The organism is Gilliamella sp. BG3, assembly GCF_046635605.1.
Taxonomy (GTDB): Bacteria; Pseudomonadota; Gammaproteobacteria; order Enterobacterales; family Orbaceae; genus Gilliamella; species Gilliamella bombi.
The window spans coordinates 42,178-56,422 of sequence record NZ_JBIDFE010000007.1 but is presented as its reverse complement, the minus strand read 5'-3'; the positions used below and the strand labels follow the sequence as shown (position 1 = coordinate 56,422).

Sequence of the window (14,245 nt, the reverse complement as noted above, 5' to 3'; positions counted from 1 at the left end):
TTACTTAAATCATAGTCAATTACAATAGGCTAAATAGAGTGTAGATAGATAATATGTAATCGTTTTCAATAATTAATTGCATTTTATTTGTTTTATTTTATTTTTATTCCAATTAATTATTTTAAACCTCCTATCTAGTAGATTACCGATCTTTAATTTGCACTATTGTCATCATAAAATACAAAAATTATACTCAAACACATATTTACCTGAAACTTTTTAACAAAAATTAATTTAACATTAAATGTAATCGATTTCATAAAATGTTATCTAGATCACTTTTTCAAAATTATTTTAGTGCTATTATCGCCTCAACAAATAACTTACCTGTTCATATACATACAGAAGTTTTTTTAAATGATTGTGTGGTCATTTAAAGCCTAACAAAGGAAGTTCATTATGAATCAAAAAATAAAGTCATCACTAAGTAATAAGAATTATTGGGTATTCAGTCTCTACTTCTTTCTGTACTTTTTTATTATGGGAGCATACTGCCCTTTTTTTCCTGTTTGGCTAAAAATGAATGGGCTTGATGAGGCAAATACTGGGGACGTTTTTTCATTTATTTCACTATTTGCGCTTTTTTTTCAACCCTTGTTCGGGTTAATTTCTGATAAACTAGGATTAAAAAAACATCTTCTTTGGGTTATCACACTTCTTCTTGTACTATTTGGTCCATTTTTTATCTTCGTTTTAGGGCCATTACTTAAATTAAATGTCACCTTGGGCGCAATTGTTGGTGGATTTTATCTTGGTATGGTATTTAGTGGGGGCACCAGCTATTGAAGCACTTGTCGAAAAAATAAGTCGACGTAGTGGTTTTGAATTTGGTCGCTGTCGCATGTTTGGCTGTTTTGGTTGGGCTATATGTGCTTCGTTTGTTGGAATTATGATTTCTAAAGATGTCAATGCCGTTTTTTGGTTATGTTCTGGATTTGCATTGATTCTTTTAATTTTAGTTAAAATCGCCGATCCTGCAAAAACCACAACGACTGAAGTTGTTGAGCAAATGGGATTAAATAAACCAAAGCCATTCAATCTAAAACTTGCCCTTGATTTACTTAGTATGCGTAAAACATGGTTTTTCATGCTTTACATTGTTGGGGGTTGCTTGTACTTATGATGTATTTGATCAACAATTTGCAAACTTTTTCACCTCATTTTTTACTAACGAACAAGTGGGTCGTGAAGCTTTCGGCTATGTAACTACGCTTGGTGAATTTTTAAATGCCACTGTGATGTTTTTTGCTCCTCTGATTGTAATGAAATTAGGCAGTAAAAATACATTACTCATTGCTGGTGCTATCATGTCCATTCGTATTACTGGCTCAGCATTTGCCAGCACAGCTGTTGAAGTGGTGATATTAAAAACGCTACATATGTTCGAAGCACCTTTATTACTTGTCGGTGCATTTAAATATATTACTAAACACTTCCCTATTCACTTATCAGCAACTGTTTACTTAATTGCATTTTGTTTTGCAAAACAATTATCTATCATGTTTATGTCCACTTTTGCGGGGTTAATGTATGTTAAAATAGGTTTCGAAGGAGCATATTTAATCCTTGGCTTGATCGCATTTAGTTTTACGCTTATTTCATCCTTTACATTATCAGGGCGTGGACCATGGGATCTTTGGAAACATAACAACAGTGAAGAGTCTGAAAATTAGCAGACACTCACTATAACTATTATTAAACTAGATGAAGGTTTTATTATGAATAATATTAGTAACTGGTGGTTGTGGATATATAGGAAGTCACACATGTGTTCAACTAATTAAATCTGGCTACACACCAATTATTATTGATAATTTGTTTAACAGTAAAGCATCAGTACTAGATAGAATACAAAAAATTACTGGGCAATCCGTCATTTTTTATCAAGGCGATGTATGCGATGAAAAACTATTAACTAAGATTTTTTCAGAACATGACATTAAAGCGGTGATCCATTTTGCTGGTTTAAAAGCAGTCGGTGAATCAGTCCACAAACCGCTAGAATATTATGAAAACAATGTCTACGGCAGTATCGTACTTATGAAAGCAATGCGAGCTGCTGGCGTTAAACAGTTAGTATTTAGTTCGTCGGCCACTGTCTATGGCGAATTAGCCCCTGTTCCTTATGTTGAAACATTACCACAAGGTTTACCTACTAGTCCGTATGGAAAAAGTAAATTAATGGTTGAGCAATGTATTATGGACTTAGCCTTTGCTGAGCCCGATTGGTCACTAACTTTACTACGTTATTTTAATCCTGTTGGAGCCCATCCAAGTGGATTAATGGGCGAAGACCCACTTGGTGTTCCTAATAATCTTATGCCTTATATTACCCAAGTTGCTGTAGGCAAAAGAGAGTCATTAGCTGTTTTTGGTAATGATTATCCAACAATAGATGGGACTTGCGTTCGTGATTTTATACATGTTGTTGATTTGGCCGATGGGCATATCGCTGCACTCAAAACCGATCAAAACAAAGCTGGTGTGCATATTTACAATTTAGGATCAGGTGTTGGTTATAGCGTATTACAAGTCATTAAAGCTTTTGAAAAAGCATCAGGAAAACCTCTTAATTGGCACTTTGCCCCAAGACGAGCAGGTGATTTACCAGCATTCTGGGCTGATGCTAATAAAGCTGAGCAAATATTAGGTTGGAAAACCAAACTCACGCTTGATGACATGGTAAAAGATTCATGGAATTGGCAATCAAATAACCCTCAAAGCTATCCTGATTAATAATACATTTTATAAAACATACAAAATTAACAGAAGAGGCAAAAATGGATATTTTTAACCCAGTTGACCATCCTCATCGTCGTTACAACCCATTGACCAATCAATGGGTACTTGTTTCACCACATAGGGCAAAACGCCCATGGCAAGGACAACAAGAAGTATTAAACGAAGAGCAAAAACCAAGTTATGATCCAACTTGCTTTTTGTGTCCAGGAAATAAACGGGTAACAGGAGATATCAACCCCCAATATAAGGGACCATTTGTTTTTACTAATGATTTTGCAGCATTAATGGAAAATACTCCAGAATCACCAAAAAACGCCGATCCATTATTCTAAATGCAAAGCGCAAAAGGTACTAGTCGAGTTATCTGTTTTTCACCCGATCACAGTAAAACATTACCTGAACTTGATTTACCTGCAATTGAAGGAGTAATTAAAACTTGGATAGAACAACAGCAGGAGTTGGGTGAAAACTATCCTTGGGTACAAGTGTTTGAAAACAAAGGATCAGCAATGGGGTGCTCTAACCCTCATCCACATGGACAAGTTTGGGCAAATAGCTTTTTACCAAATGAGATTGCGCGCGAAGATCTAAATATGCGCAATTACTTTGAAAAATATCATCGCAATTTATTGGTTGATTATGCTGAAAAGGAACTTATTAATCGTGAGCGAATCGTTGTAGAAACTAAGTATTGGCTTGCCGTTGTTCCTTTTTGGGCAATATGGCCATTTGAAACATTATTATTACCAAAAATTCACATTCCACAATTAACCCAATTAAATGACAAACAACAAAGTGATTTAGCTATTGCGCTCAAAAAATTAACGAGTCGCTACGATAATTTATTTCATTGCTCTTTCCCATACTCTATGGGCTGGCATGGTGCGCCATTTATGCAAGATAAAAATGATTATTGGCAAGTACATGCACATTTTTATCCCCCTTTATTACGTTCCGCCACAGTAAAAAAATTTATGGTAGGTTACGAAATGTTAGCCGAAGTACAACGTGATTTAACCCCAGAGCAAGCAGCTGAAAGGTTACGTAACGTTAGTGATGTGCATTATAAAGACAAAAAGGATAAATAGATGAACGCATTAATCAAAGCTACTACACAAGCATTTGAATCTAAATTTGATTATAAACCCGATACACTTATACAAGCCCCCGGTCGTGTAAATTTGATTGGCGAGCATACCGATTATAATGATGGTTTTGTTTTACCTTGTGCTATCGATTATCAAACGATAATAAGTTGTCACAAACGTTCAGATAATCTTGTTCGAGTTATTGCGGTTGATTATGATAATCAACAAGATGAATTTTCTTTAGATTCTCCTATTGAAAAACATCCAGATTATATGTGGGCTAACTACATACGTGGGGTGGTAAAGCACTTAAAAAAATATGCAAATAATATCCATGGCGTCGATTTTGCTATTAGTGGAAACGTTCCTCAAGGAGCAGGACTAAGTTCATCAGCATCTCTAGAGGTTGCGGTAGCTAAAATGTTCCAAGTTCTTTATAACTTGGCTTTAGATGGCACCAAGTTAGCCCTAATTGGTCAAGAGGCCGAAAACCAATTTGTTGGTTGCAATTGTGGCATCATGGATCAACTAATATCTTCCCTTGGACAAAGCCAACATGCATTATTAATTGATTGTCGTTCATTAGAAGTTAAACCAGTCTCAATTCCTAAAGATTTTGCTGTAGTTATCATCAATTCAAATATCAAACGAGGATTAGTTGATAGTGAATATAATACTCGACGTAAACAGTGTGAAGCAGCAGCACAAGCCCTTGGGGTAAAAGCCTTAAGAGACGCGTCCTTAACTGAATTACAACATATTGAAAACACGCTCGATCCAATTGTCTTTAAACGAGCTCATCATGTAATCACTGAAAATGAGCGCACACTAAAGGCAGCACAAGCTCTTACAGATGGTGATTATAAATTATTATCAAAACTCATGGCACAGAGTCACAATTCAATGCGTGATGATTTTGAAATTACAGTCCCCGCTATTGATTATCTAGTTGAAATAATTCACGGTGTAATTGGTGAACAAGGCGGTGTTCGCATGACAGGCGGTGGCTTTGGTGGTTGTGTTGTGGCATTAGTACCAAAAGATAAAGTTGATGCTGTTAAAACCGTTGTTAGCGATAGTTATGCTAAAAAATTTGGTATTAAAGAAGATTTTTATGTCTGTAAACCAAGTGAAGGAGCACACGCGATATGCCTATAACGCAAATTATTGAACTGTCCAATAAACAAGGAATGCAAATAAAACTTTCAAACTGGGGAGCTACATGGCTTTCCTGTGAATTGCCCGTTAATGGACAGACTCGTGAAGTGCTACTCGGCTGTCGCTCACTTGAACAATACCAACAACAGGATGCCTATTTAGGTGCTACAATAGGCCGATATGCTAACCGTATTGCCAATGCTACTATTAATATTGACAATAAACAATATTATCTCACTGCGAATCAAGGTGTAAATCAATTACACGGCGGAAAATTAGGCTTCGATAAACAATTATGGTTAATTCAATCTTGCTCCGATCAGCAAGTGACCTTCCTTTTGATTTCACCTGATGGTGATCAGGGGTTTCCTGGTGAGCTGAATGTAACAGTAACGTATAAACTCACCGATGACAATCAAGTAATTATCTTGTTTAATGCAACTACAACAAAAACTACGCCAGTGAATTTGACTAATCATGCTTACTTTAATTTAGATGGTGAAATAAGCAAGGATATACTTAATCACAAATTAAAAGTAAATGCTAACTATTATTTGCCAGTTAATGCCAATGGTATCCCTAATAAGGGCTTAGCTAGTGTTGCCATGCACGATATGGATTTACGTCAACCAAAACTTTTATCGGAAAAACTACTTGAAAGCGCAGAAAGGCAAATAACTGGTGGTTATGATCATGCTTATTTATTAGATAAAACCAAAGCGATAGCCGCTCAACTCATTTCATCTGATAAAAAAGTAACAATGAATGTTACTACAACCAAACCGTCATTACAGATTTATACAGGTAACTTTTTACAACATACACCAAACCGGCATAATGGTGAATATGGAAATTTTGCTGGCATAGCATTAGAAAGCCAATTTTTACCGGACAGCCCTAATCATCCTGACTGGCCACAACCAAGCTGCTTTTTACAACCAGAACAAATATATGAACATTACACTGCTTACCAATTTCTTATAAATCAATAAGTTGTTTGACTTAATTATTGCTGTATATTAATAACATCTAGCTTTTTCATATTTACATTACTAGAAATCTAACAATTTGAGCAAAAGAATTTTGCACGGTTAAACTAACAATCCTAAGTAAAATTAGGTATGATACAGTCATCATACCTAATGGATAATATTAAATATGAAAAGCAAAAGTTTAACTGCTATTTTTCCGGGTACTTTTGATCCCATTACTAATGGTCATATTGATCTTGTTACACGAGCTTCGTTACTGTTTCCTCGATTAATTGTTGCTATTGCCGAAAATCCTAATAAAAAAACACTCTTTAATCTAGAAGAACGCGTGAATTTAGCATCAACAGCAGTTGAACATTTACTCAATGTCGAAGTTATTGGCTTTGACAATTTAATGGCTAATTTTGCACAAACCCATAATGCCACAGTTATCGTTCGAGGCGTTCGTACAACACACGATTTTGAATACGAAAGGCAACTTGCCGAAATGAATCGTGCATTAAAATCTGATTTAGACACTATCTTTTTAATGCCATCAATTGCAATGGGATTTATTTCATCGACAATAGTAAAAGATGTTGCCTACCATGGCGGTGATATAACAAATTTAGTACCACTACATGTCAAAACAGCTTTATTAAAACGCTTAACATAAATAAAAACGTCTATGGTTAATTTTTACACTCCACAAAGAAAAAAGTTCACACCACAAAAATTGACAGTAACTATTTCATCTTTAGATGCCTTTGGGCAAGGTGTGGCCAATCATAAAGGTAAAACAATTTTTGTAAAATCAGCCTTGCCTGATGAAACCGTTGATATTGAGTTAACTGAAAATAAGAAAAATTACGCTAAAGCTAAAGTCATTAGATATCATAATCAAAGCAAATACCGCGTTAAACCTCTATGTGAATATTATCAACAATGTGGAGGTTGTGAGCTACAACATATTGCACCACAGATGCAACAACAAGCAAAATATGATGCGTTGATAAATCTATTACAAAAAGAGACAGGACAACCTTTATCAAATATCGTTAAAAATTCACCGCAAATTATTGCCGATCAACCTTACCATTATCGTCGACGTGCAAGACTTTCAATTAATATCGTTAAAGGCCAATTAGCAATTGGATTTCGCCAAGCAGAATCTAATCAAATAATCAATATCAAACATTGTCCTGTATTAGTTGATGAATTAGATTCATTGCTAGCACCATTACAAAGCATGCTCAATAACATAAAACAGAAAAAAGTACTGGGTCACGTTGAACTAATTTCGGTCGATAGCGGTATTATTCTTGTTTTAAGACACACTATGCCTCTAAGCAATCATGATGTTAACCTATTAAAAGAATTCGCCGAAAATAACAATATTTCACTTTATTTTCACGGCGATGATTTAATACATATTGCCGGTAATACTGAGCATTTTTATTTAATTAATCATTTAAAATTAACATTCAGCCCTCTAGATTTTATTCAGGTAAATTGTAAAATTAATCAAAAGATGATCGAACAGGCGCTTAACTGGCTAACGTTACAACCAACAGATCGGGTTTTAGATCTGTTTTGCGGAATGGGCAATTTTTCGTTACCTATAGCAAAATTAAGTAAAACTGTAACGGGAGTTGAAGGTGTTGATACCTTGGTTGAAAAAGCAAAATTCAACGCTATATTAAATAATACTGAGATTTGTGCGGAAACTAATTTTTTAACCAGCAATTTAGATGATACTCAACAATTTTCGATATGGAGTCAATCACAATATAATTATAATAAAGTATTATTAGATCCAGCAAGAGCAGGAGCGTTTAATGCAACAATAGAAATTGCAAAATTAGCCCCATCAAAAATTGTTTATATATCGTGTAATCCTGCTACACTAGCTCGAGATAGTAAACAACTTATCGATGCAGGATATCAAATTGCTCAAATTGCTATTTTAGATATGTTTCCGCAAACCAAACACATTGAATCAATGTTGTTGCTAATAAAATCAGGAACATAAGTTATGGTATCTATTAGAGGCGCACACCAACATAGTGAAGAACACTATTCCCTTGCTCAATTTGATGTAGAACAATGGGTAAAACAAGAATTGTTATTAACTAATCCTGCATCTTATAAGAAGTTTAGAGAAGTTTGGGATTTTTGTTTTGAAAACAGCGCAGGTGCATCAGAGCAAATTTTCTGTTTCCAAAATGCGATAGAAATGGTCGAAATTCTATCGACACTTAATATGGATATTAATAGTTTATGTGCGGCTTTATTGCTTCCTTTTGTTGATAGCAAAATTATTCGCCGAGAAGATATTCCAGAAGATTTTGATCGTGAAATTTCTCATATTATTTCTAGTATTGTTAGGATGAAAGAAATTCGCCAATTACGAGCAATTCGTAACGGCAGTGCTACTTCCGAACAAATTGATAGTATTCGCCGAATGCTACTAGCGATGGTAAATGACTTCAGAAGTGTAGTGATTAAATTGGCAGAACGCATTACCTACTTACGCAATTTAATCAATGCACCTCAAGAAGAACAGGTCCTTGCAGCTAAAGAATGTTTTAACATCTATGCGCCCTTAGCCAACCGTTTAGGCATAGGTCAATTAAAATGGGAGCTAGAAGATTTCTGCTTCCGCTATTTACATCCAGATGAATATCGATTAATAGCAAAAAAATTGCAAGAAAAACGATTAGATCGTGAACTGTACATCAAACAATTTGTAAGCCATTTACAAGATTTGATGAATCAAGATCATATTCGAGCTGAGGTATACGGTCGTCCTAAACATATTTATAGTATATGGCGAAAAATGGAGCGTAAACACCTTCAATTCGAAGATCTATATGATATTCGTGCTGTGCGCATTATCTGTGATCGTATTGAAGATTGTTATAATGCATTAGGTATTGTCCACAGCCATTATAAACATATCGCAAAAGAATTTGACGATTATGTAGCAAATCCTAAACCAAATGGTTATCAATCGATCCATACTGTTGTTTATGGTCCACAAGATAAAGCAATCGAAATTCAAATTCGTACTGAAAAAATGCACAATGAGGCTGAACTAGGTATTGCTGCACATTGGAAATATAAAGAAGGCAGTACCGACAAAATGACAGCTTATGATCAACGAATTTCTTGGTTGCGTAAATTATTAACATGGCAACAAGAAATGTCGGAAAGTGGTGAAATACAAGAAGCCGTTCGTAGCCAAATTTTTGATGACCGAGTTTATGTTTTTACGCCTAAAGGTGATGTTGTTGACTTGCCTGCTAGGTCAACTCCACTTGATTTTGCTTATCATATACATAGCGATGTGGGTCACCGCTGTATTGGAGCCAAAGTAGGCGGGCGAATTGTACCATTTACCTATAATTTAAAAATGGGCGATCAAGTTGAAGTTATTACCCAAAAACAGCCAAATCCTAGTCGAGATTGGCTAAATCCGAATACTGGATTCGTTAATAGTAGTCGTGCCAGAGCTAAAATTCAAGCCTGGTTTAAAAAGCAAGATCGCGATAAAAATATCGCCGCAGGTGAGCAAATTTTACAAAGTGAACTTGAACCTTTAAACATTAGTATAAAAAGTGTCGAAAAAATCTTAATTAATAAATATAACGCTCATTCATTTGACGAGGTATTAGCAGGTATTGGTAGTGGTGATGTAAGGATTAATCAATTAGTTAATTTTATCAATGCACAATTTAATAAACCAACTGCTGAAGAGGAAGATGAAGCAGCATTAAAACAGATTGCCCAAAAAACGAATATACAATCTAAAAATACTAATAAATTCAACAACAAAAAAGGCAGTGAAATTATTATTGAGGGTGTGGATAACTTAATGTATACCATTGCAAACTGTTGCCGCCCTATTCCTGGCGATCTAATTGTGGGGTTTGTAACTCATGGGCGAGGTATTTCAATTCACCGAGCTGATTGTGAGCAATTGCAAGACCTTAAAAATCATGCGCCTGAACGTATTACTCACGCTGTTTGGAACAACAATACCCAATCAAGTTATACCATGGTGATAAAGATTGTTGCCAACGATCGAAGTGGTTTATTGCGAGATATCACCACGATTTTAGCTAATGAAAAGGTTAATGTTCTTGGTTTAATGAGCCGTTCAGATATGAAGCAACAATTAGCCACTATCGACGTAGATATGGAAATTTTTGATCAAGATTCGTTAAATCGAGTGCTCAATAAAATAAAACAACTACCCGATGTTATTAAAGCTAAACGTTTTCAAGGTTAATTAACATGTTAAATTGCCACTTTTTTAGTGGCAATTAAGTTTAATATTTATTGCTTTCTCTCTAAAATTTCAAACTGATATGAATAGCTATTTTTATCGTCAGGTTGGTGTCCTTCTTGATAAATAACTTGCCATTGCTCAGGTGAATAATCAGGGAAATGGGTATCCCCCTGTAGTTCCGCATCTATGTGCGTTAAATAAAGTCGATTTGCTAACGGTAAAGTCTGCTTATAAATATTACCACCACCAATAATAAATGCCTCATCAACATTCTGTTCTTGGGCTAACACTATGGCGGCATCAATTGATTGAACCCAGCTTACATTTTGAGTTGAATTACATTCACTTGGTGCTTGCTTTGAAATAATAATATTATGACGATTTGGTAGTGGACGACCAATAGACTCAAATGTCTTTCTTCCCATAATAACGGGTTTATTAAGTGTATTTTTTTTAAACCATGCCAAATCTGCAGGTAAATGCCAAGGCATTTGATTATTTAAGCCAATTACACGATTATCGGCCATGGCTACAATAATACTTAATATCATATCCGTTCCTTTACACATACCCTAAAGATTTTATTCGCTGATTGACATGCTCAGGAAAGATAGTTTGACTCCAAAGTCGTTCGCTTAAAGAAAGTAACGCCTCTTTTTGTCCAGCAACGATCCAATTAGACAATTCTGTAGCAACATCAGGGTATATTATTGGTTTTGGTGAAGGTAAATCTAACCAATACTTAAGTTTGATACAGTTTAAACTTTCCATAACCGTTGCCATATCAAGAGATCGTAAACATTGAGCATTATAAATTTGTTCAAATTGACCTGCCACAGGCTTAGTAAGAATCTTTTTACCAAGCGTTAATGCTTCAGAAATCAATGCAAAGCCCGTATTTGAAATAATGCCAGAGCAATTGACTAAAGCTTGCGTAAAACTATCACGACTAAGAGGTTGAAAATTAATATTACCTCGTTGCGATTCTTGCTTTATATCTGGGTGAAAACAGATAAATTGATGATCTTGAAATTGTTTTAACATACCAATGATTTCATCTATGCCTTCAAACGGCAAATAAACCACAATGCTGCCATCTTCTGTTGGTGTGGCATTAAATGAATCAATCATCGGTGGCAATAACTTATGCCCAAAATGAAACCAATGCAAACCAATAGGTTTAGTAACTGGCGCATAATATTTCATAATTACATTGGCAACTAACCCATATTCTTTAGGTTTAAGATATTGGCATACGGCCTGATTACTTATACCTAAACAGTCACGTTGCTGATGATGTGCGGCCCAAGCAGTGACTGGCTCAAAATCACTAATAATACAATCATACTTTGATAAATCGAGTTCCCGCACGTCTTTAATCAGCCTGAAAGCGCGAATTCGTTGTATGGTTTTACGAAAATTAATTTTACCGTTTAGTGTTGCAAAGGTGACACCGCGATAAGTCTTATAATCACCAAAAACTTGCATATCAAAATAGTCTTTAGGATCACGTCCACTAAAAATATAATCAACATCAGCTCCAGCTTTTTTTAATGCTTTAGCTAAAGTTCTACAACGACTGACATGGCCATTTCCTGTTCCTTGAACACCAAAAAGAATCTTCATATCAATATTATTTGCCAATTATTATTGATAAATATCATACCAGAACACGTCATAATTATCTTATTTTTTTACACATTAACTTAAAATTTTAGTATTTTTAATATATTAATAGACAAGTCGACAAATCAATACAATTAAATTAAACTAGTTATATCAAGGTGATATTTAAACTTTAAGTAGGGCTATTATTTATTTTACAAAAAATAGCGAGATATCAAGATGCCTATAACACCCCAAAATAAACCAATTTGCCTGATAATTGTATTAGCATCAATACTATTTTGGTTTAGTTATTCTTCATGGCATTTATCTAACTTACTATTATCACCAGCTTTAACTTGTCATTCTGCTCATTTCACATCTGAATTAACACCTAAACACGAATCTATTTCTAACGAGCCAGTTTTGGTTTTGCGAAAAAACACGATCATATCATCTTGTGCTTTGTTTCATCAGTGTTCAACCTGTAATATTTTAAATTCTCATTTTCCTACAAAACTTTATATTTCGTCTAGCAGTGAACGATATCTGCCCATTAAGCCTATTCTACAATATAACGAATTTATTCCAGAGTTAAGACCGCCGCAAGCTGTTTAATTGATTTATGTAAATAAAAGCAGTAAGTAACACAACACGTAATAACTGAATTATATTGATATTTGTTTTATCAGTATAACCAGCAGGTTATTGTTAAACTTAACTATTTTTGAGGAACATCATGAAACGCCGAAATTTTTTGATAAATATTACCACAGCTATCGGTGGATTGGTCGCAACTAAAGCTATAGCCCAAATGGGGCACAATAATATGCATGACACAATGTGTGATACTCATTCTGATGAATGTCAAAAGGGGGATAATATGCACCAACACATGAATATGGACATGAATCACAATCAAATGCCGCAAAAACTTTTATCGACTTCAGCACTACCACAAGGAATGGATCTACCAACTTTGACCAACTTAAAAAATGAGAGCAAGCAAAAAGGTATTTTTGAAGCAACATTACATATAAAACCAACCAAAATTGCATTAACGCCAGATTTAACCACGGAATTTTGGACCTATAATGGAATGATACCTGGTCCGAAAATTGAAGTATTTGAAGAAGACCATGTTAAAATCACTGTAAAAAATGAACTTACTCAATCAACGACAATTCATTGGCACGGCTTGCTCATTCCATCTGATCAAGACGGCAACCCACAAAACGAAATTCCAGCAGGAGGCAGTCGAACTTATGAGTTTACCATTCCTAAAGATACGGCTGGCACTTATTGGTATCATCCTCACGGACACAATACAGTAGCAGAACAAGTTTATCGAGGTTTAGCTGGTACATTTATTGTTCGTAGCAAACACGATCCACTTGCATCGTTCCCTGAACAAAATTGGTTCTTTTCTGACTTAAAATTAACCGACAAAGGCCAAATTGCTGATAATTCAATGGTTGATTGGATGAATGGACGCGAAGGCCAATTTGTATTGATAAATGGCAGTTACCGCCCAAAAATCAAAATAGATTCAGCCACACATATCCGAGTATGGAATTCGTGTTCAGGTCGATATCTCAATCTTTCTATCCCTAACTGCGATGTTTTTTTAGTTGGCACTGATGGTGGACTATTAGCTAAACCCTATCTGCTTACCAAACCCTTATTATTAACTCCGGCTGAACGTGCTGAATTAGTCATAATACCAAAACAAACTGGTACTGTATATTTACAATCAATCGGTTATGATCGCAATAAAATGGGCAATGTACCACCAGAACAAGATATAATATTAGGTGAGTTAACACTGACTAAATCCGATCCAATCACCTTACCAAACACATTAAACCAACTACCTAATATGGGGCCTGTTGTCGTCCATAAATTACTGGAATATACCGAAGTGATGGATATGAAAGAGCCGCGTGGTGGTGTGTTATTTTTAATTAATGGTAAACGTCATGACATGTCGCGAATTGATCTAAAAAGCAAAATTCACGATATTGAAGAATGGACAATATTCAATAATTCCCATATGGATCACAATTTCCACATCCATGGTGCACAATTTATTGTACAATCGCACGAGTTAAATGGTAAAAAAACTCAGCCTGATTATATTGCCTTAAAAGATACCATTAATTTGCGACCACACGAAAAACTTACCATCAAAATACAGCAAAATCTTCCTGGGCTTCGCATGTATCACTGTCACATTATTGAACATGAAACAACTGGCATGATGGGGCAATTAATGGTGGAATAATATTTCTTCCTTTATTCCTTTCCTTGATTCAATTTTTAGTATGGTTGGATTAAGGGAAGTTAAATTAACAAAAACTCGCTTATCATTACCGAAAAAAAGCGAG

10 protein-coding genes and 2 pseudogenes are annotated in these 14,245 nt (G+C 35.1%); 10 read left to right on the top strand and 2 right to left on the bottom strand.

Going from position 1 to position 14,245, the window contains the following annotated elements; all coding sequences use genetic code 11:
* Positions 1-399: 399 nt before the first annotated feature.
* The 8 genes and pseudogenes from ACGH6S_RS04810 to relA all read left to right on the top strand — a co-directional run bounded on the left by ACGH6S_RS04810 (position 400) and on the right by relA (position 10,253).
* Positions 400-1,673: pseudogene (locus tag ACGH6S_RS04810) on the top strand (MFS transporter).
* A gap of 49 nt (positions 1,674-1,722) precedes the next feature.
* The gene (galE, locus tag ACGH6S_RS04805; protein WP_411578403.1) at positions 1,723-2,736 is read left to right on the top strand and encodes a UDP-glucose 4-epimerase GalE; all 1,014 of its coding nucleotides are present in this window, start codon (positions 1,723-1,725) and stop codon (positions 2,734-2,736) included.
* A gap of 44 nt (positions 2,737-2,780) precedes the next feature.
* Positions 2,781-3,830 (top strand): annotated as a pseudogene (gene galT, locus ACGH6S_RS04800) (galactose-1-phosphate uridylyltransferase).
* Positions 3,831-4,988: a galactokinase gene (gene galK, locus ACGH6S_RS04795; RefSeq protein WP_411578380.1), complete on the top strand. Its 1,158-nt coding sequence runs from the start codon at positions 3,831-3,833 to the stop codon at positions 4,986-4,988.
* Positions 4,979-5,980 (top strand): galactose-1-epimerase, encoded by a 1,002-nt coding sequence (galM, locus tag ACGH6S_RS04790; RefSeq protein WP_411578379.1) that lies wholly within the window; start codon positions 4,979-4,981, stop codon positions 5,978-5,980. The genes galK and galM overlap by 10 nt, the downstream gene beginning before the upstream one ends.
* A 166-nt stretch (positions 5,981-6,146) precedes the next feature.
* The gene (coaD, locus tag ACGH6S_RS04785) at positions 6,147-6,635 is read left to right on the top strand and encodes a pantetheine-phosphate adenylyltransferase (RefSeq protein ID WP_174798678.1); all 489 of its coding nucleotides are present in this window, start codon (positions 6,147-6,149) and stop codon (positions 6,633-6,635) included.
* Between the two features lie 12 nt (positions 6,636-6,647).
* Positions 6,648-7,991, top strand: coding sequence for a 23S rRNA (uracil(1939)-C(5))-methyltransferase RlmD (rlmD, locus tag ACGH6S_RS04780; RefSeq protein ID WP_411578378.1), 1,344 nt, complete (start codon positions 6,648-6,650; stop codon positions 7,989-7,991).
* Between the two features lie 3 nt (positions 7,992-7,994).
* Positions 7,995-10,253, top strand: coding sequence for a GTP diphosphokinase (gene relA / locus ACGH6S_RS04775; RefSeq protein WP_411578377.1), 2,259 nt, complete (start codon positions 7,995-7,997; stop codon positions 10,251-10,253).
* 47 nt (positions 10,254-10,300) lie between these two features.
* Here relA and folA read toward each other — a convergent pair whose 3' ends face one another.
* Together folA and ACGH6S_RS04765 are read right to left on the bottom strand one after the other, a co-directional pair.
* Positions 10,301-10,804: a type 3 dihydrofolate reductase gene (gene folA, locus ACGH6S_RS04770; RefSeq protein WP_174798681.1), complete on the bottom strand. Its 504-nt coding sequence runs from the start codon at positions 10,802-10,804 to the stop codon at positions 10,301-10,303.
* 10 nt (positions 10,805-10,814) lie between these two features.
* The gene (locus tag ACGH6S_RS04765; RefSeq protein ID WP_411578376.1) at positions 10,815-11,879 is read right to left on the bottom strand and encodes an MJ1255/VC2487 family glycosyltransferase; all 1,065 of its coding nucleotides are present in this window, start codon (positions 11,877-11,879) and stop codon (positions 10,815-10,817) included.
* A 219-nt stretch (positions 11,880-12,098) separates the two neighbouring features.
* Between ACGH6S_RS04765 and ACGH6S_RS04760 the strand changes: the two genes are divergently transcribed.
* Both ACGH6S_RS04760 and ACGH6S_RS04755 read left to right on the top strand, forming a co-directional pair.
* Positions 12,099-12,476, top strand: coding sequence for a hypothetical protein (locus ACGH6S_RS04760; protein WP_411578375.1), 378 nt, complete (start codon positions 12,099-12,101; stop codon positions 12,474-12,476).
* Between the two features lie 121 nt (positions 12,477-12,597).
* Complete coding sequence (locus ACGH6S_RS04755; protein ID WP_174798684.1) at positions 12,598-14,142, top strand: multicopper oxidase family protein; 1,545 nt, start codon at positions 12,598-12,600, stop codon at positions 14,140-14,142.
* Positions 14,143-14,245 lie beyond the last annotated feature (103 nt).